General features: G+C 62.6%; 15 protein-coding genes. 14 read left to right on the forward strand and 1 reads right to left on the reverse strand.

The window, feature by feature from the left end:
* Positions 1–41 precede the first annotated feature (41 nt).
* From bamA to ispD, 14 genes are all read left to right on the forward strand, one after another.
* Positions 42–2,402, forward strand: a complete 2,361-nt coding sequence (gene bamA / locus AACG97_RS05985; protein ID WP_182365422.1) for an outer membrane protein assembly factor BamA — start codon at positions 42–44, stop codon at positions 2,400–2,402.
* A 44-nt stretch (positions 2,403–2,446) separates the two neighbouring features.
* Positions 2,447–2,950: an OmpH family outer membrane protein gene (locus tag AACG97_RS05990; RefSeq protein ID WP_003252311.1), complete on the forward strand. Its 504-nt coding sequence runs from the start codon at positions 2,447–2,449 to the stop codon at positions 2,948–2,950.
* A gap of 1 nt (position 2,951) precedes the next feature.
* The gene (gene lpxD / locus AACG97_RS05995; RefSeq protein WP_197885916.1) at positions 2,952–4,007 is read left to right on the forward strand and encodes a UDP-3-O-(3-hydroxymyristoyl)glucosamine N-acyltransferase; all 1,056 of its coding nucleotides are present in this window, start codon (positions 2,952–2,954) and stop codon (positions 4,005–4,007) included.
* A 114-nt stretch (positions 4,008–4,121) separates the two neighbouring features.
* Positions 4,122–4,562, forward strand: a complete 441-nt coding sequence (gene fabZ, locus AACG97_RS06000) for a 3-hydroxyacyl-ACP dehydratase FabZ (protein ID WP_004375427.1) — start codon at positions 4,122–4,124, stop codon at positions 4,560–4,562.
* Positions 4,559–5,335 (forward strand): acyl-ACP--UDP-N-acetylglucosamine O-acyltransferase, encoded by a 777-nt coding sequence (gene lpxA / locus AACG97_RS06005; RefSeq protein WP_009686941.1) that lies wholly within the window; start codon positions 4,559–4,561, stop codon positions 5,333–5,335. The genes fabZ and lpxA overlap by 4 nt, the downstream gene beginning before the upstream one ends.
* A gap of 1 nt (position 5,336) precedes the next feature.
* Positions 5,337–6,464 (forward strand): lipid-A-disaccharide synthase, encoded by a 1,128-nt coding sequence (gene lpxB, locus AACG97_RS06010; RefSeq protein ID WP_054890068.1) that lies wholly within the window; start codon positions 5,337–5,339, stop codon positions 6,462–6,464.
* A gap of 1 nt (position 6,465) precedes the next feature.
* Complete coding sequence (gene rnhB / locus AACG97_RS06015) at positions 6,466–7,089, forward strand: ribonuclease HII (RefSeq protein ID WP_029886977.1); 624 nt, start codon at positions 6,466–6,468, stop codon at positions 7,087–7,089.
* Positions 7,090–7,318: 229 nt separating this feature from the next.
* Positions 7,319–10,843 (forward strand): DNA polymerase III subunit alpha, encoded by a 3,525-nt coding sequence (gene dnaE / locus AACG97_RS06020; RefSeq protein WP_029886976.1) that lies wholly within the window; start codon positions 7,319–7,321, stop codon positions 10,841–10,843.
* A 106-nt stretch (positions 10,844–10,949) separates the two neighbouring features.
* On the forward strand, positions 10,950–11,897 hold the full coding sequence (locus AACG97_RS06025) for an acetyl-CoA carboxylase carboxyltransferase subunit alpha (RefSeq protein WP_054890067.1): 948 nt from the start codon (positions 10,950–10,952) through the stop codon (positions 11,895–11,897).
* A gap of 135 nt (positions 11,898–12,032) precedes the next feature.
* Positions 12,033–13,316 (forward strand): tRNA lysidine(34) synthetase TilS, encoded by a 1,284-nt coding sequence (gene tilS, locus AACG97_RS06030; protein ID WP_225785822.1) that lies wholly within the window; start codon positions 12,033–12,035, stop codon positions 13,314–13,316.
* Positions 13,317–13,584: 268 nt separating this feature from the next.
* On the forward strand, positions 13,585–15,213 hold the full coding sequence (locus AACG97_RS06035) for a CTP synthase (RefSeq protein ID WP_012270851.1): 1,629 nt from the start codon (positions 13,585–13,587) through the stop codon (positions 15,211–15,213).
* 200 nt (positions 15,214–15,413) lie between these two features.
* Entirely contained in the window at positions 15,414–16,703 is a 1,290-nt protein-coding gene (eno, locus tag AACG97_RS06040) for a phosphopyruvate hydratase (RefSeq protein WP_054890065.1), read from the forward strand.
* Between the two features lie 163 nt (positions 16,704–16,866).
* Positions 16,867–17,148, forward strand: coding sequence for a cell division protein FtsB (ftsB, locus tag AACG97_RS06045; protein ID WP_009686932.1), 282 nt, complete (start codon positions 16,867–16,869; stop codon positions 17,146–17,148).
* The gene (gene ispD / locus AACG97_RS06050) at positions 17,145–17,852 is read left to right on the forward strand and encodes a 2-C-methyl-D-erythritol 4-phosphate cytidylyltransferase (RefSeq protein WP_009686931.1); all 708 of its coding nucleotides are present in this window, start codon (positions 17,145–17,147) and stop codon (positions 17,850–17,852) included. The genes ftsB and ispD overlap by 4 nt, the downstream gene beginning before the upstream one ends.
* A gap of 469 nt (positions 17,853–18,321) precedes the next feature.
* Here the strand turns inward: ispD and AACG97_RS06055 are convergent, their stop codons facing one another.
* Complete coding sequence (locus AACG97_RS06055) at positions 18,322–19,218, reverse strand: LysR substrate-binding domain-containing protein (RefSeq protein WP_125855410.1); 897 nt, start codon at positions 19,216–19,218, stop codon at positions 18,322–18,324.
* Positions 19,219–19,266: the final 48 nt, after the last annotated feature.

Consider the following 19,266-nt stretch of genomic DNA (forward strand, 5'->3'; position numbering starts at 1 on the left):
CACGGCGGGTTGTTTATTGCCAGTTGGAATAAAAGGACTTCATGAAACGTCTGCTGCTAACTGCGGTCATGTCCGCACTGATGATCGCTGAAGTTCACGCCGAGTCCTTCACCATCTCCGATATTCGCGTCAACGGCCTGCAGCGGGTATCCGCCGGCAGCGTGTTCGGTGCCTTGCCGCTGAACGTCGGTGACCAGGCTGATGACCGCCGCCTGGTGGACTCGACCCGTTCCCTGTTCAAGACCGGGTTCTTCCAGGACATCCAGTTGAACCGCGATGGCAATGTGCTGATCATCAACGTGGTCGAGCGCCCGTCGGTGTCGAGCATCGAGATCGAAGGCAACAAGGCGATCAGCACCGATGACCTGATGAAAGGCCTGAAGCAATCCGGCCTGGCCGAAGGCGAGATCTTCCAGCGTGCCACCCTTGAAGGCGTGCGTAACGAACTGCAGCGCCAGTACGTGGCCCAGGGCCGCTACTCGGCCGAGGTCGACGCCGAGGTGGTGCCGCAGCCGCGCAACCGCGTGGCACTGAAGATCAAGATCAACGAAGGCACGGTCGCGGCCATCCAGCACATCAACATCGTCGGCAACAACGTGTTCGACGACGATACCCTGGGCCAGTTGTTCGAGCTGAAAACCACCAACTGGCTGTCGTTCTTCAAGAACGACGACAAGTACGCCCGCGAAAAGCTGTCCGGTGACCTTGAGCGCCTGCGTTCCTACTACCTGGACCGCGGCTACATCAACATGGACATCGCCTCGACCCAGGTGTCGATCACGCCAGACAAGAAGCACGTCTACATCACCGTCAACATCAACGAAGGCGAGAAGTACACCGTTCGCGACGTGAAGCTGTCCGGTGACCTCAAGGTGCCGGAAGACCAGGTCAAGTCGCTGCTGCTGGTGCAGCCTGGCCAGGTATTCTCGCGCAAGGTGATGACCACCACGTCCGAGCTGATCACCCGCCGCCTGGGCAACGAGGGCTACACCTTCGCCAACGTCAACGGCGTGCCACAGCCGAATGAACAGGACCACACGGTAGACATCATGTTCGTGGTCGACCCGGGCAAGCGTGCCTACGTCAACCGCATCAACTACCGCGGCAACACCAAGACCGAAGACGAAGTGCTGCGTCGCGAAATGCGCCAGATGGAAGGCGGGTGGGCGTCGACCTACCTGATCGACCAGTCCAAGACCCGCCTCGAGCGCCTGGGCTTCTTCAAGGAAGTCAACGTCGAGACCCCACCGGTGCCGGGCACCGATGACCAGGTCGATGTCAACTACAGCGTAGAGGAGCAAGCCTCCGGTTCGATCACCGCCAGCGTCGGTTTCGCCCAGAGCGCGGGCCTGATCCTGGGTGGTTCGATCAGCCAGAGCAACTTCCTCGGCACCGGTAACAAGGTGTCCATCGGCTTGACCCGTTCGGAATACCAGACCCGCTACAACTTTGGCTTCGTGGATCCCTACTTCACTGCCGACGGCGTGAGCCTGGGCTACAACGCCTTCTACCGCAGCACCAACTACGATGACCTCGATGTCGACGTGGCCAGCTATGCGGTGGACAGCCTCGGTGCAGGTGTGAGCCTGGGCTACCCGATCAGCGAAACTTCGCGCCTGACCTACGGCCTGAGCGTGCAGCAGGACAAGATCAAGACCGGCAAGTACACCGTTGACGAGATCTTCGACTTCCTCGACCAGGAAGGCGACAACTTCCTCAACTTCAAGGCGTCGATCGGCTGGTCCGAGTCGACCTTGAACAAAGGTGTGCTGGCGACCCGTGGTCACTCGCAAAGCCTGACCCTGGAATCGACCATTCCAGGCAGCGACCTGTCATTCTTCAAGCTCGACTACCGTGGCCAGCTGTTCCAGCCGATCAACAATGACTACACCCTGCGCCTGCACACCGAGCTGGGCTATGGTGATGGTTATGGAAGCACTTCCGGCCTGCCATTCTACGAGAACTACTTTGCGGGTGGCTTCAACTCCGTCCGCGGCTTCAAAGACAGCAGCCTGGGCCCACGCAGTACCCCAAGCCGCGGTGAGAACAATGGCGGTAAACCGGGGACTATTGAGGATCCGGACAAGGATCCACTACCGTTCGGCGGTAACGTCCTCGTACAAGGTGGCGTCGAGCTCCTGTTCCCGCTGCCGTTCGTCAAGGACCAGCGTTCGCTGCGCACCTCCGTGTTCTGGGATGTGGGTAACGTGTTCGACACCAACTGCGGCAAGAAGCCTGATTGCGAGAAGGTCGGTTTCTCGGGCATGGCCAGTTCGGTCGGCCTGGGCGTGACCTGGATTACTGCACTGGGCCCGCTGAGCTTCAGCCTGGCAATGCCGGTCAAGAAGCCGGACGATGCCGATACCCAGGTGTTCCAATTCTCTCTGGGCCAGACCTTCTAAGGTCGGCCCTTGCTTAACGACAACGGTTTATCCAGGAGTGCATCGTGCGTAAATTGGCTCAACTGGCCGTAGTGGCCGCGGCGCTGGTCGCCACCCCGGCTTTCGCCGAAATGAAGGTTGCCGTGCTGAACTATCAGATGGCCCTGCTGGAATCGGACGCCGCCAAGAAGTACGCGGTGGATGCCGAGAAGAAATTCGGCCCGCAACTGACCAAGCTGAAAAGCCTGGAAAGCAGCGCCAAGGGTATCCAGGACCGCCTGATCAAGGGCGGCGACAAGATGCAGCAGCAGGAGCGTGAGCGCCTGGAGCTCGAGTTCAAGCAAAAAGCCCGCGACTTCCAGTTCCAGTCCAAGGAGCTGAACGAAGCCAAGGCCGTTGCCGACCGTGACATGCTCAAGCAGCTGAAGCCGAAGCTGGATGGCGCTGTCGAGGAAGTGATCAAGAAAGGCGGTTACGACCTGGTTCTCGAGCGTGGCGCGGTCATCGATGTCAAACCTCAGTACGACATCACCCGCCAGGTCATCGAGCGCATGAACCAAGCCCGTTGATATGAGTGTGACCATGACGCTAGGCCAGCTGGCCGAGGCCCTCGGTGCCACCCTGAAGGGGCCCGAGGCGCTGCAGATTACCGGGCTGGCCACCTTGCAAGAGGCTGGCCCCGGGCAGTTGACCTTCCTGGCCAACCCGCAGTACCGCAAGTACCTGGATAACTGCCAGGCCGGCGCGGTGCTGCTCAAGGCCGCGGACGCCGAAAGCTTTGCCGGCAATGCCCTGGTCGTGGCCGACCCGTACCTGGCTTATGCGCGCATTTCCTACCTGTTCGATCCGAAACCCAAGGCTGTGGCGGGAATCCATCCCAGCGCCGTGGTGGCCGAGGATGCCCAGGTAGATGCCAGCGCCAGCATCGGGCCGTTCGCGGTCATCGAAAGTGGCGCCCGTATCGGCGCCAACGTGAGCATTGGTGCACATTGCTTCATTGGTGCCCGTTGCGTGGTGGGTGAAGGCGGCTGGCTGGCACCGAGGGTCACGTTGTATCACGACGTCACCATCGGCAAGCGCGTGGTCATTCAGTCGGGTGCGGTGATCGGCGGCGAGGGCTTTGGCTTCGCCAACGAGAAGGGCATCTGGCGCAAGATCGCCCAGATTGGCGGCGTTACCATCGGCGATGATGTGGAAATCGGCGTCAACACGGCGGTCGACCGTGGCGCGCTGTCGGACACGCGCATCGGCGATGGGGTCAAGCTGGATAACCAGATCCAGATCGCCCACAACGTGCAGATCGGCGACCACACCGCCATGGCTGCGTGTGTCGGTATTTCCGGCAGCACGCGCATTGGCAAGCACTGCATGCTGGCGGGTGGCGTGGGGCTGGTGGGGCACATTGATGTTTGCGATAACGTATTCATTTCCGGAATGACCATGGTTACCCGCTCGATCACCGAGCCGGGCTCCTATTCTTCCGGTACGGCCATGCAGCCATTGGCTGACTGGCGCAAGAGCGCCGCGCGTATCCGCCACCTGGACGATATGGCCAAGCGCCTCCAGCAGCTGGAAAAACGCGTCGATACCGTGACCTCAGGTGGCCAGCCGGCATCAGAAGGCTGATACCATTCCCTGAGCAAGAGTGAACAGTCGCTAGCTGGCTCCTCTTTGGATTGCAAAAGGAGCGTGCGGTCAGCACCTGCGCTCCCTATTCTTATTACAGGCTTCCCCCCCGAAATGATGGACATCAACGAGATTCGCGAATACCTGCCTCATCGTTACCCGTTCCTGCTGGTGGACCGCGTGACGGAGCTGGACTACGAGGCCCAGAGCATTCGTGCCTACAAGAATGTCAGCATCAACGAGCCGTTCTTCAATGGCCACTTCCCGGCGCACCCGATCATGCCGGGCGTCCTGATCATCGAAGCTATGGCCCAGGCGGCCGGTATCCTGGGTTTCAAGATGCTCGATGCCAAGCCTGCCGATGGCACCCTGTATTACTTCGTCGGCTCCGACAAGCTGCGTTTCCGCCAGCCGGTGCTGCCGGGTGACCAGTTGGTGCTGGAAGCCAAGTTCCTCAGCCGCAAGAGCATGATCTGGAAGTTCGAATGCCGCGCCCTGGTCGACGGCAAGCCGGTGTGCTCGGCAGAAATCACCTGCGCGGAACGCTCCCTATGAATTCGATTGATCCTCGGGCCATCATCGATCCCTCGGCCAAGCTCGCCGACGGTGTCGAGGTGGGCCCTTGGTCGATCGTGGGCCCCGATGTCGAGGTCGGGGAGGGCACCGTTATCGGCCCGCATGTTGTGTTGAAGGGGCCGACCCGCATCGGCAAGCACAACCGTATCTTTCAGTTTTCGTCGATTGGCGAAGACACCCCGGACCTCAAGTACAAGGGTGAGCCGACGCGCCTGGTGATTGGCGACCACAACGTGATCCGCGAAGGGGTGACCATTCACCGTGGGACCATTCAGGACCGCGCCGAAACCACCCTGGGTGACCACAACCTGATCATGGCCTATGCCCACATCGGCCACGACAGCGTCATCGGTAATCACTGCATTCTGGTCAACAACACGGCCCTTGCCGGGCATGTGCATGTGGGCGACTGGGCGATCCTGTCCGGCTACACCCTGGTGCACCAGTACTGCCATATCGGTGCCCACGCGTTTTCCGGCATGGGTACGGCGATCGGCAAGGACGTGCCGGCCTTCGTGACCGTGTTCGGTAGCCCGGCCGAAGCCCGCAGCATGAACTTCGAGGGCATGCGCCGGCGCGGTTTCAGCGCCGAAGTGATCCACGTGCTGCGCCGCTGCTACAAAATTGTCTATCGTCAGGGCCTTACCGTCGAAGACGCACTCAAGGAGCTGGCCGAGCCTGCTGCGCTGCACCCTGAGGTCGAGCTGTTCCGCCAGTCGATCGTGAACTCCGCTCGCGGCATCACCCGCTGACATGGCCCGGCTTTGCGTAGCGCTGGTGGCCGGTGAGGCCAGCGGCGATATTCTGGGTTCAGGCCTGATGCGTGCCCTCAGGGAGCGCCACCCCGACATACGCTTTATCGGGGTGGGCGGCCCCTTGATGGAAGCCGAAGGCCTGCAATCCTATTTCCCGATGGAACGCCTGGCGGTCATGGGCCTGGTGGAGGTGCTGGGGCGCCTGCGCGAGCTGCTCAAGCGGCGCAAACTGCTGATCCAGACCCTGATCGATGAAAAGCCGGATGTGTTCATCGGTATCGATGCGCCTGACTTTACCCTCAACATCGAGCTGAAACTGCGGCAGGCCGGAATCAAGACCGTGCACTACGTCAGCCCGTCGGTCTGGGCCTGGCGGCAGAAGCGGGTGCTGAAGATCCGCGAAGGCTGCGACCTGATGCTGACCCTGCTGCCGTTCGAGGCGCGGTTCTATGAAGAGCAGGGCGTGCCGGTGCGCTTTGTCGGCCACCCGCTGGCCGACACCATCCCGCTGCAGGCCGACCGCGCAGCTGCGCGTGCCGCACTGGGCCTGGGCGAGGGCCCGGTGGTGGCCCTGATGCCGGGCAGCCGCGGCGGCGAGGTTGGCCGCCTGGGGGCGTTGTTCCTCGATGCTGCCGAGCGCCTGTGCCACCACGTACCGGGCGTGCGCTTCGTACTGCCGTGTGCCAATGCGGCGCGGCGCGCTCAGGTCGAGCAGATGCTCGAAGGGCGGCAGTTGCCGCTGATGCTGCTCGATGGCCAGTCGCACCAGGCCCTGGCCGCCTGCGATGCGGTGTTGATCGCCTCGGGTACCGCCACCCTCGAAGCCTTGCTGTACAAGCGGCCGATGGTGGTGGCTTACCGCCTGGCGCCGCTGACCTACTGGATTCTCAAGCGGCTGGTGAAAAGCCCCTACGTGTCGTTGCCCAACCTGTTGGCGCAGCGTGAGCTGGTACCTGAACTGCTGCAGGACGCTGCCACCAGCGAGGCGTTGGCCAATACCCTGGTACCGTTGTTGCGCGATGGGAGCCGGCAGACCGAACGTTTCGACGAAATTCACCGCACCCTGCGCCGCGACGCCTCCAATCAGGCGGCCGAGGCGGTGCTGGCCCTGCTCAAGGACCGCTGACATGCAATTTGGACTGGACTTCAACCTGGTCGAAGACCTGGTCGCCGGCGTTGACGAAGTGGGCCGTGGCCCGCTGTGCGGTGCGGTGGTAACGGCAGCGGTGATCCTCGACCCAACCCGGCCGATTCTCGGCCTGAACGATTCGAAAAAACTCACGCAAGCCAAGCGCGAGGCCCTGTTCGACGAGATTTGCGAAAAGGCCCTGAGCTTTTGCATCGCCCGTGCCGAGGTCGAGGAAATCGACCGGCTCAATATCCTGCAGGCCACCATGCTGGCCATGCAGCGCGCGGTCGAAGGCCTGCACGTCACACCGAAGCTTGCGCTGATCGACGGCAACCGCTGCCCGAAACTGGCCGTGCCGGCAGCTCCGGTGGTCAAGGGCGATAGCCAGGTCCCGGCGATTGCGGCAGCCTCGATTCTGGCCAAGGTCAGCCGTGACCGTGAAATGAGCGCGTTCGAGCTGATCTACCCCGGTTACGGTATCGGCGGGCACAAGGGCTACCCCACGCCGGTACATCTGGAGGCCTTGGCCCGGCTTGGGCCTACGCCCATTCATCGGCGTTCGTTCGCACCGGTGCGGGCCGCCTGGGACGCGCGTGAAGGCGTCATCGGTTCGCTGGTCTGACCAATGAGGCGTTATCGGGGGCCCTTGCAGGCGCTTTAGCCGCGAACACCGGCACAGCCGGTGCCGTGCACCGCGTCGCCTGCTTCGCGGGCAAGCCCGCTCCCACAATGAATCGCGCAGGCTTTTCAAATTTTGAGAAAGGCAGTTGCTCCTACACGCAGCCCCAAAACCCCCGCGCAATTAAGCTACAATCCCGCCCTTGTCGTTCAGCACTGCTACAGGATCTCCCATGTCGGTTCCCTTCGTTCACCTGCGCGTCCACTCCGAATTCTCGCTGGTTGACGGCCTGGTGCGGATCAAGCCGCTGGCCAAGGCGCTGGCCGGGATGAACATGCCAGCAGTGGCCATCACCGACCAGAGCAACATGTGCTCGCTGGTGAAGTTCTACAAGACGGCCATGGGCGCCGGCATCAAACCGATCTGTGGGGCAGACCTGTGGCTGGCCGGCGCCGACCCGGAAGCACCGCTGTCGCGCATCTGCCTGCTGGCCATGAATCCCAAGGGCTATCGCAACCTCACCGAGCTGATCTCGCGCGGCTGGACCGACGGCCAGCGCAACGGCCTGGTGATCCTGCAGCGTGAATGGATCGCGCCGGCCAGCGAAGGCCTGATCGCCTTGTCGGCCGGCAAGGAAGGTGACATCGGCATGGCCCTGCTGGCCGGCCGTGACGACGAAGCCCAGGCCCTGCTGCAAGACTGGATGGGCATGTTCCCCGAGCGCTTCTACGTAGAAGTGCAGCGCACCAACCGCGCTCGCGACGAGGAATATGTGCATGCTGCCGTGGCCCTGGCCGACAGGCTCGGCGCGCCGCTGGTGGCCACCAACGACGTGCGTTTCATCAAGCAGTCCGATTTCGACGCGCATGAAACCCGGGTTTGCATCGGTGAAGGCTGGACCCTAGACGACCCTCGCCGGCCGCGTTGCTACAGCGACCAGCAGTACCTCAAGTCGTCCGAGGAAATGGCCGAGCTGTTCAGCGACCTGCCCGATGCCATCGCCAACACCGTCGAAATCGCCAAGCGTTGCAACATCCAGGTGCAGCTGGGCAAGTACTTCCTGCCTGACTTCCCCACGCCCAACGGCATGGGCATCGACGACTACCTGCGGCACGTGTCCCACGAGGGCCTGGAAGAGCGCCTGGCGGTCCTGTGGCCGAAGGAGACCACGCCCAATTACGAAGAGAAGCGCCAGGTTTACCTCGACCGGCTGAAGTTCGAACTGGACATCATCATCCAGATGGGCTTCCCCGGTTACTTCCTGATCGTGATGGACTTCATCAAGTGGGCCAAGAACAACGACGTGCCGGTAGGCCCTGGCCGTGGTTCGGGCGCAGGTTCGCTGGTGGCCTATGTGCTGAAGATCACCGACCTCGACCCGCTGGCCTATGACCTGCTGTTCGAGCGCTTCCTCAACCCTGAACGTATTTCCATGCCCGACTTCGACGTCGACTTCTGCATGGATGGCCGTGACCGGGTTATCGACTATGTGGCCGAGGCTTATGGCCGCAACGCGGTCAGCCAGATCATCACCTTCGGCACCATGGCTGCCAAGGCGGTGGTGCGTGACGTGGCACGGGTTCAGGGCAAGTCCTACGGCCTGGCCGACCGCCTGTCGAAGATGATTCCGTTCGAAGTGGGCATGACCCTGGAGAAGGCCTACGAGCAGGAAGAGATCCTGCGTGACTTCCTCAAGGGTGACGAGGACGCCCGCGAAATCTGGGACATGGCGCTGAAGCTCGAAGGTGTGACCCGAGGTACCGGCAAGCACGCCGGAGGCGTGGTGATCGCCCCGACCAAGCTCACCGACTTCTCACCGATCGCCTGTGACGAAGAAGGCGGCGGCCTGGTAACCCAGTTCGACAAGGATGACGTCGAGGCGGCGGGGCTGGTGAAGTTCGACTTCCTCGGCCTGCGTACCCTGACCATCATCAAGTGGGCCATGGAGATCATCAACCGCGAGCAGGCCAAGAAAAACCTGCCCGACGTGAATATCGACTTCATCCCGCTGGACGACCGCAAAACCTACGAGCTGTTGCAGAAGGCCGAAACCACGGCGGTATTCCAGCTTGAATCGCGTGGCATGAAGGAGCTGATCAAGAAGCTCAAGCCCGACTGCCTGGAAGACCTCATCGCACTGGTGGCACTGTTCCGCCCCGGCCCGCTGCAATCGGGCATGGTGGACGACTTCATCAACCGCAAGCACGGCCGTGCCGAGCTGGCCTACCCGCACTCCGACTACCAATACGACGGCCTCAAGCCAGTGCTGGCCCCCACCTACGGCATCATCCTGTACCAGGAGCAGGTGATGCAGATTGCCCAGGTGATGGCCGGCTACACCCTCGGTGGCGCCGACATGCTGCGCCGGGCCATGGGCAAGAAAAAGCCCGAGGAAATGGCCAAGCAGCGCGGTGGTTTCATCGAAGGCTGCGTGGCCAACAATATCGATGCGGACCTGGCAGGCAACATCTTCGACCTGGTAGAGAAGTTCGCCGGTTACGGCTTCAACAAATCCCACTCCGCGGCCTACGGCCTGGTGTCGTACCAGACTGCCTGGCTGAAAACCCACTACCCGGCACCGTTCATGGCGGCGGTGCTGTCGGCGGACATGCACAACACCGACAAGGTCGTGGTGCTGGTGGAGGAGGTGCGCAGCATGAAGCTGCGCCTGGATGCGCCGGACGTGAACTTCTCCGATTTCAAGTTCACCGTGAACGACGACGGCCGTATCGTCTACGGCCTGGGCGCCATCAAGGGCGTCGGCGAAGGCCCGGTAGAGGCCATCGTCGAAGCCCGTGCCCAGGGCGGGCCGTTCAAGGACCTGTTCGACTTCTGTGAGCGCATCGACCTCAAACGGGTCAACAAGCGCACCCTCGATGCGCTGGTGCGCAGTGGGGCGCTGGACCGGTTGGGCCCGCATTTCCATGACGAAATCAAGGCCTACCATGCCCATATCGACATCAACCGGGCGACCTTGCTTTCGGCACTGGGTGAGGCCATCAAGGCCGCCGAGCAGGCCGCGCATACCGCGGACAGTGGCCATGTCGACTTGTTCGGGGGCATGTTCGACGCGGCGGATGTCGATGTTTACGCCAACCACCGCAAGGTGCGCGAGCTGACCCTGAAGGAACGCCTGAAAGGCGAAAAGGACACCTTGGGGCTGTACCTGACCGGCCACCCGATCGACGAGTACGAAACCGAGATTCGCCGCTTCGCCCGCCAGCGCATCATCGACCTCAAACCGTCGCGTGAAACCCAGACCATCGCCGGCATGATCATTGCGCTGCGGGTGATGAAGAACAAGAAGGGTGACAAGATGGGCTTCGTCACCCTGGATGACCGCTCCGGGCGGATCGAGGCCTCGTTGTTCGCCGACGCCTATATCGCGGCGCAATCGTTGCTGCAGGCCGACGCCATGGTGGTGGTCGAAGGGGAGGTCAGCAATGACGACTTCTCCGGTGGCTTGCGCCTGCGGGTCAAGCAGGTCATGACCATGGAAGACGCGCGCACCAAGCTGGCCGAAAGCCTGCGCCTGAAGGTGGCGCACGAAGCCTTGAAGGGCGACCGGCTGAAATGGCTGGGCGAACTGATCACCCGCCACCGCGGTGCCTGCCCGATCACGCTGGAGTACACCGGCAGTGACGCCAAGGCCATGTTGCAGTTTGGCGAGCAGTGGGCGATCGACCCTGCCGATGGGCTGATTCAGGCACTGCGTGACCAGTTCGGACGTGAGAACGTCTTCCTGCAATATCGTTGAACCGACAAAAATTTAATCTCGACCTGAATGCGCCTGATCCCTTAAGGTATGGCGCCAAACGGATCAACCGGCCGGCCGCCTGGCCGTAGACCCAAGACGGATGACTATGAACCCGAATTTTCTCGATTTCGAACAGCCGATTGCCGACCTGCAAGCCAAGATCGAAGGCCTGCGCCTGGTGGGTAACGACAATTCGCTGAACATCAGCGATGAAATTGCCCGTCTGCAAGACAAGAGCAACACCCTGACCGAAAGCATCTTCGGCAACCTGACCAGCTGGCAGATTGCACGCCTGGCGCGTCACCCACGTCGTCCCTACACCCTGGACTACCTGGAGCACATCTTCACCGAGTTCGAAGAGCTGCACGGCGATCGCCACTTCTCCGATGACGCTGCCATCGTCGGCGGCACTGCGCGCCTGGATGGCAAGCCGGTCATGGTCATCGGCCATCAGAAAGGCCGCGAAGTGCGCGAAAAGGTGCGCCGCAACTTCGGTATGCCGCGCCCTGAAGGTTACCGCAAGGCCTGCCGCCTGATGGAAATGGCCGAGCGCTTCAAGATGCCGATCCTGACCTTCATCGACACCCCGGGTGCCTACCCGGGCATCGACGCCGAAGAGCGCAACCAGAGCGAAGCCATCGCCTGGAACCTGCGGGTGATGGCGCGCCTGAAAACCCCGATCATCGCCACCGTGATCGGTGAAGGTGGGTCGGGCGGTGCACTGGCCATTGGTGTCTGCGACCAGCTGAACATGCTGCAGTACTCCACCTACTCGGTGATCTCGCCAGAAGGTTGCGCGTCGATCTTGTGGAAGACCGCCGACAAGGCTGCCGATGCTGCCGAAGCCATGGGCATTACCGCCGAGCGTCTGAAGAGCCTGAACATCGTCGACAAGGTCATCCAGGAGCCGCTGGGCGGCGCGCATCGTGACCCGGCTGCGATGTCGGAAAGCATCCGCGCTGACCTGGTGCAGCAGCTGGACATGCTCGGCAAGTTCGACAATGACGCGCTGCTGGCCCGTCGTTACGAGCGCCTGATGAGCTACGGTGTCTGATTCCGTGATGTGATCCGGGGCCGCTTTGCGGCCCATTCGCCGGCAAGTCCGCTTTCTCATGATGTGGGAGCTGGCTTGCCGGCGAATGGGCCGCAAAGCACCCCCCCCGGCGATCTCAAGCCATGTGAGGCCTTCATGATCAACCTCACCCCCTGGCTCAACGCCCCCACCTGGTACATCGCCTTCTCCGGCGGCCTCGACTCTACCGTCCTCCTGCACCTGCTGGCCGACTACGCCCGCAGCCACGCAGCGCCGCCCTTGCGTGCGGTTCATGTCCACCATGGCCTGCAAGCCGCCGCTGACGCCTGGCCCGCCCATTGCCAGGCCGTCTGCGCCAACCTCGGCATCGCACTCGAGGTAATCCACGTTCAGGTCAGCCCCGGCGCCAGCCTGGAACAGGCGGCCCGCGACGCCCGCTATGCGGCTTTCCAGCAAACCCTCGGTCCGGGCGACATTCTGTTCACCGGCCAGCACCGTGACGACCAGGCTGAAACCCTGCTGTTGCGCTTGCTGCGCGGTGCCGGTTTGCGTGGCCTGGCGGCCATGCCGGGGCAGCGGCCGCTAGGGCAGGGCAGCCTGGTCAGGCCGTTGCTGGGCTGTGCCCGGCAGCAGTTGCAGGCCTATGCGCAGGCCCGCGGGCTCGCCTGGATCGACGACCCTTCCAACGCTGACACCCGTTTTGCCCGCAACTTTCTGCGCCGGGAGGTGATGCCGCAGTTGCAGCAGCGCTGGCCACAGGTTGGCCAGAATTTCGCCCGTGCCGCCGAGCATCTGGGCGAGGCGCTTGGCCTGCTCGACGAACTGGCCCAGAGCGATCTGGTGACCGCGCAGCAGGGGGCGCCTGCCGCCTGGCCGGGGCTGGCCTCCCTCGACCTGGCTAGCCTTGTGGCGCTGTCGCCGGCGCGCCAGCGCAACGCCTTGCAGTACTGGCTGAGCCAACGCACGCGGCTGCCCGATACCCGCCATTGGGCGGGTTGGGCAGACCTGCGCGATGCCGCCGCCGATGCCCAGCCGGTGTGGCGGCTGACCGACGGGCAGTTGCAGCGTAGCCAAGGGCGCATCTGGTGGCTGAGTGGCGACTGGCTGCAGCCAGCCGCCGGTCAGCTGGCCTGGCCGGATCCAGGTGTGCCGTTGCCACTGCCGGGCAACGGTAACGTGCGGCTTGTTGGCGCAGCCGGGGTTGGCGGGCTGCGGGTTGGCTACCGCCAGGGCGGTGAAATACTGGAGGTGCCCGGGCGCGGCCGGCGCGACCTCAAACGCCTGCTCAACGAGCAGCAGGTGCCGCATTTCCTGCGTGCGCGCCTGCCCTTGCTGTACCAGGGCGAGCGCCTGCTGGCAGTGGCCAATTTGCCCGGGCTGGGGCAGGCGGGTTGGCAGTTGCACTGGCAGTTACCGACGAACGCGCAAGGTTTGAGCTGAAGGGTACATTCGGGTAGACTACCCTCCCTTCTTGATACAGCTTCTGTGGGTTCCGCGAAAACACAGGAGTTGCCGATTACCAAGCAGTTTTTTGCTGGGCTGATTCTGAAATGACGAGCGAGCTCCATGCCGGGGATACCCCTGGTCTGTACAGACGCGGCAGTTGTTCGAGATGCACTGTGATTGACGCAGGTGATCGGGGGCTTCGGCCTTCCTTCGCTTTCTCCGGCGGCGCTGGCCGCCTTAACGCAGACTTCTAGGGTTTTTCATGACGCGCTACATATTCGTCACGGGCGGTGTTGTTTCTTCATTGGGGAAAGGCATTGCCTCGGCTTCCCTGGCGGCCATCCTGGAAGCGCGGGGCCTGAAGGTCACCATGCTCAAGCTGGATCCGTACATCAACGTCGACCCGGGCACGATGAGCCCGTTCCAGCATGGTGAAGTGTTCGTCACCCACGATGGCGCCGAGACCGACCTCGACCTGGGCCACTACGAGCGGTTCATCCGCACCACCATGACCCAGAACAACAACTTCACCACCGGCCGTATCTACGAGCACGTGCTGCGCAAAGAGCGCCGTGGTGATTACCTGGGCGCGACCATCCAGGTCATTCCGCACATCACCGACGAAATCAAGCGCCGCATCATCAAAGGTGCTGGCGACGCCGACGTGGCCCTGGTGGAAATCGGCGGTACCGTGGGCGACATCGAATCGCAGCCATTCCTCGAGGCCATTCGCCAGTTGCGCGTCGAAGTGGGTTCCAAGCGCGCGATGCTGATGCACCTGACCCTGGTCCCGTACATTGCCACTGCTGGCGAAACCAAGACCAAGCCGACCCAGCACTCGGTCAAGGAGCTGCGCTCCATCGGCCTGCAGCCAGACGTGCTGATCTGCCGTTCCGACCACCCGGTCGATGCTTCCTCGCGCCGCAAGATCGCGCTGTTCACCAACGTTGAAGAGCGTGCGGTGATTTCGCTGGAAGACGTCGACACCATCTACAAGATCCCGGGTGTGCTGCACGCACAGGGCCTGGACGACTTCGTCGTCGAGCGCTTCGGCCTGCAATGCAACGGTGCCGACCTGTCCGAGTGGGACAAGGTAGTCGATGCCAAGCTCAACCCTGAGCACGAAGTGACCATCGCCATGGTCGGCAAGTACATGGAACTGCTGGATGCGTACAAGTCGCTGATCGAAGCGATGAGCCACGCCGGTATCACCAACCGTACCAAGGTCAACCTGCGCTACATCGACTCGGAAGACATCGAGAACCAGGGCACCAGCCTGCTCGAGGGTGCCGATGCCATCCTGGTACCCGGCGGTTTCGGCCTGCGTGGCGTGGAAGGCAAGATCACTGCGGTTCAATATGCCCGTGAGAACAAGGTGCCGTACCTGGGCATCTGCCTGGGCATGCAGGTCGCGGTGATCGAATTCGCCCGTAACGTCATGGGCTGGAAAGACGCCAACTCCACGGAGTTCGACCGCAACAGCGGCCACCCGGTCGTCGGCCTGATCACCGAGTGGGCCGATGCCACCGGCGCGGTCGAAACCCGTGACGAGGCCTCGGACCTGGGCGGCACCATGCGCCTGGGTGCACAGGACTGCCAGCTGGCAGCCGGCTCCAAGGTGCACGACTGCTATGGCAAGGACGTGATCACCGAGCGCCACCGCCACCGTTACGAGGTCAACAACAACCTGCTGCCACAGCTGGTTGACGCCGGCCTGGTGGTTTCCGGTCGTTCCGAAGACGGCGCGCTGGTCGAAGTGGTCGAGTCCAAGGACCACCCATGGTTCGTTGCCTGCCAGTTCCACCCGGAGTTCACCTCCACCCCGCGTGACGGTCATCCGCTGTTCAGCGGCTTCGTCAAGGCGGCCCTGGCGCAGAAGAACAAGGCCTGATTTTTTCGGGTCTTTGGTGAGTTTTCCGACGGTTAAGTCCGCGCGAGGCTCATTTCTCGGGTAAAGTACGCCCCGATCTACCCCTGACCACTCGGTCAGGGGTTGCTTTTGCCAGGCCTGCCTGCTGCGTCCCTGCCTGGTGAAAGGCAAGAATTCCCTAAAGCTGCGTTGTTTTCGTCAATTCTGGAGTGCTTACAACAATGGCAAAAATCGTCGACATCAAAGGTCGTGAAGTTCTCGACTCGCGTGGCAACCCCACCGTGGAAGCCGATGTACTGCTCGACAACGGCATCATCGGCAGCGCTTGCGCGCCGTCCGGTGCTTCCACCGGCTCGCGCGAAGCGCTGGAGCTGCGTGATGGCGACAAGAGCCGTTACCTGGGCAAGGGCGTGCTGAAGGCTGTCGCCAACATCAACGGCCCTATCCGCGACCTGCTGCTGGGCAAGGACCCGGCTGACCAGAAGGCCCTGGACCGCGCCATGATCGAGCTGGACGGTACCGAGAACAAGGCCAAGCTGGGCGCCAACGCCATCCTGGCTGTTTCCCTGGCTGCCGCCAAGGCCGCTGCCCAGGACCAGGACCTGCCGCTGTACGCGCACATCGCCAACCTGAACGGCACCCCAGGCCAGTACTCCATGCCGGTTCCGATGATGAACATCATCAACGGCGGCGAGCACGCCGACAACAACGTCGACATCCAGGAGTTCATGGTTCAGCCGGTTGGCGCCAAGACCTTCTCCGACGGCCTGCGCATGGGCACCGAAATCTTCCACCACCTCAAGGCTGTGCTCAAGGCCCGTGGCCTGAATACTGCCGTGGGTGACGAAGGTGGCTTCGCCCCTAACCTGGCCTCCAACGAAGATGCCCTGGGTGCAATCGCCGAAGCCGTCGAAAAAGCCGGCTACAAACTGGGCACCGACGTGACCCTGGCACTGGACTGCGCCGCTTCCGAATTCTACGAAGACGGTAAGTACAACCTGTCCGGCGAAGGCAAGTCCTTCGATGCCGAAGGCTTCGCAGACTACCTCAAAGGCCTGACCGAGCGCTTCCCGATCATCTCCATCGAAGATGGCCTGGACGAGTCGGACTGGGCTGGCTGGAAAATCCTCACTGACAAGATCGGTGAAAAGGTCCAGCTGGTTGGCGACGACCTGTTCGTGACCAACACCAAGATCCTCAAGGAAGGCATCGAGAAGGGCATCGGTAACTCGATCCTGATCAAGTTCAACCAGATCGGCTCGCTGACCGAAACCCTCGAAGCCATCCAGATGGCCAAGGCTGCCGGCTACACCGCGGTGATTTCGCACCGTTCCGGTGAAACCGAAGACTCGACCATTGCCGACCTGGCCGTGGGTACCGCTGCGGGCCAGATCAAGACCGGTTCGCTGTGCCGTTCCGACCGCGTATCCAAGTACAACCAACTGCTGCGTATCGAAGAGCAACTGGGCGCCAAAGCGGTTTACCGTGGTCGTGCCGAGTTTCGCGGCTAAGCAAGAGATGGTAAAAAGGCAGCAGCCGGAGTTGTAGGAACGTTCTTACTGAACTTTCCTTCTTCCCAACGGGTTTCTGTCAACGAAGCCTGGCCTCGGCCAGGCTTCGTGCTATTCGAGCTCCCGTAAAATGCGCGGCAGCCTTTTTGACCTGGATAACGTGATGCGCAGTCCCTATTGGGTGTTCCTTATTCTGCTCCTGCTGTTGGGTGGCCTGCAGTACCGTCTGTGGGTCGGCAATGGCAGCCTGGCGCAAGTGACCGAGCTGAAGCAGCAGATTGCTGAACAGCACGCCGAAAACGAGCGCCTGCTGGAGCGTAATCGCGTGCTCGATGCTGAAGTGCTGGAGCTGAAAAAAGGCATGGAGACCGTTGAAGAGCGGGCTCGCCATGAATTGGGGATGGTCAAGGAGGGTGAAACCCTCTTCCAGTTGCCACAGAAATGATCGATACCTTACCGGCCTTCTGGGCCGTGATTCCAGCGGCGGGCGTAGGCGCCCGCATGGCTGCCGACCGCCCCAAGCAGTATCTGGAGCTGGCAGGGCAGACCCTTCTCGAGCACAGCCTCGACTGTTTTCTTGGCCACCCGACGCTTAACGGCGTGGTGGTCAGCATTGCTGAACACGACCCTTACTGGCCTGCCCTGGGCTGTGCCAGCGACCCGCGTATCCAGCGCGCGGCGGGCGGGCGCGAGCGCGCCGATTCGGTACTCAATGCCTTGCTGCTGCTGCATGCCCAAGGGGCGGCGGACAGCGACTGGGTGCTGGTGCACGATGCTGCGCGGCCCAACCTGGCGCGTAGCGACCTGGACAAGCTGCTGGCGGAGTTGGCGGATGACCCGGTGGGTGGCCTGCTGGCGGTGCCGGCGCGCGACACGCTCAAACGTGCCGATGGCAAAGGCCGGGTCAGCGCCACCGTTGACCGCAGCACCATCTGGCAGGCCTACACGCCGCAGATGTTCCGCCTGGGGGCGTTGCACCGGGCGCTGGCCGAGTGCCTGGTGTCGGATGTCGTCGTAACCGATGAAGCTTCTGCCATCGAATGGTCCGGGCAGGCGCCGCGGCTGGTCGAAGGGCGCAGCGACAACATCAAGGTGACCCGGCCGGAAGACCTGGAGTGGTTGCGCCAGCGCTGGGCAGGTCGACGCTGAGATCGCCGGGTCCGCTGCGCGGCCCATTCGCAGGCAAGCCAGCCCCCACAGGTACCCCACAGACCTGAGGCATCGCGGCTCCTGTGGGAGATTCTATGGTTCCTGGCAAGGGTAGCCGGAGCATCTTCAGCGCCTGTGAGATCGAGCGCCGCCCGCGCGGCGCAATCGCGAGCTGCGCTCGCTCCTACGTTTGTTTCGGGCCAGTAACGCCTGTGACAGGCGCGCGCGGCCGCCTTGTTTGTACGGCGCGATATTGAGGCATGCACCAAGGCGTTCGCGCGCGAATCCCACAGGAATAATTGGCCCGAAACAAACGTAGGAGCGAGCGCAGCTCGCGATTGCGCCGCGCGGGCGGCGCTCGATCTCACAGGCGCTGCCATACCTTGTGGCAAACACCTGTCAGCCCTAAGGCGATCCCTGTGGGAGCTGGCTTGCCGGCGATAGGGCCGCGCAGCGGCCCCCTTTGCAATTAGGCCCCGCGATACTCCGGCAACCCCGCCAACCCTTCCTTCAGATAGTCCACCAACCGCCGCACCTTCGGCGACAGGTGCCGCTGTTGCGGGTACAGCGCCCAAACCGCGGTATTGGGCGGTTGATGCCCCTCCAGCAACGACACCAGCGCGCCGCTGTTCAGGTGCTCCAGTACGTAATAGTCCGGCAACTGGCACAGCCCCATGCCTTGCAAGGCTGCATCCAGAACCGCCTGGCCACTGTTGCAACGCCAGTTGCCCTGCACCCGCTGGCTGATCTCGCGGCCGTCCTGCTGCAGTGCCCACGCATCCGAGCTGCCGATCAGGCAATTGTGCCGCGCCAGTTCCGACAGGCTGTGCGGCCGGCCATAGCGCTCCAGATAGGCTGGCGATGCGCATAGGTACATGCGCCGCGGCGCCAGGCGGGTCGCCACCAGTCGCGAATCGGCCAGCCTGCCCAGGCGGATGGCCAGGTCCATGCCTTCATGCAGCAGGTCAAGGGTGTGGTTGTTCAACTCCACATCCACGCGCAACTGGGGGTACAACGCCATGAAGCGTGTGACCAACGGCACGATGAAGCGCTCGCCATAGGCCACCGCGCAGGTCATGCGCAGCAGGCCCTTGGGCTCGCTGGCCAGGTCACCCATGGCGCGCAGGGCTTCTTCACGGCCATCCTGTAGGCGCTGGCAATGCTGCAGAAAGGTCTGCCCGGCTTCACTCAAGGTCACGCGGCGGGTACTGCGATACAGCAGGCGGGTCTGCAAGCGTTCTTCCAGCCGGGCGATCTGCCGGCTGATGTGTGACGACGAAACCCCCAGGCGCTCGGCGGCAGCCGTGAACTGCCCCGATTCGGCGACAGCCACGAATTCATCGATGCCTTCCCAGCGGTTGCTCATGATTATCCCTGCACAGCAATAATGTTTTGTCTTTGCCTGGATTATTCA

The organism is Pseudomonas sp. Nvir (assembly GCF_963778085.1).
Lineage (GTDB): Bacteria > Pseudomonadota > Gammaproteobacteria > Pseudomonadales > Pseudomonadaceae > Aquipseudomonas > Aquipseudomonas juntendi.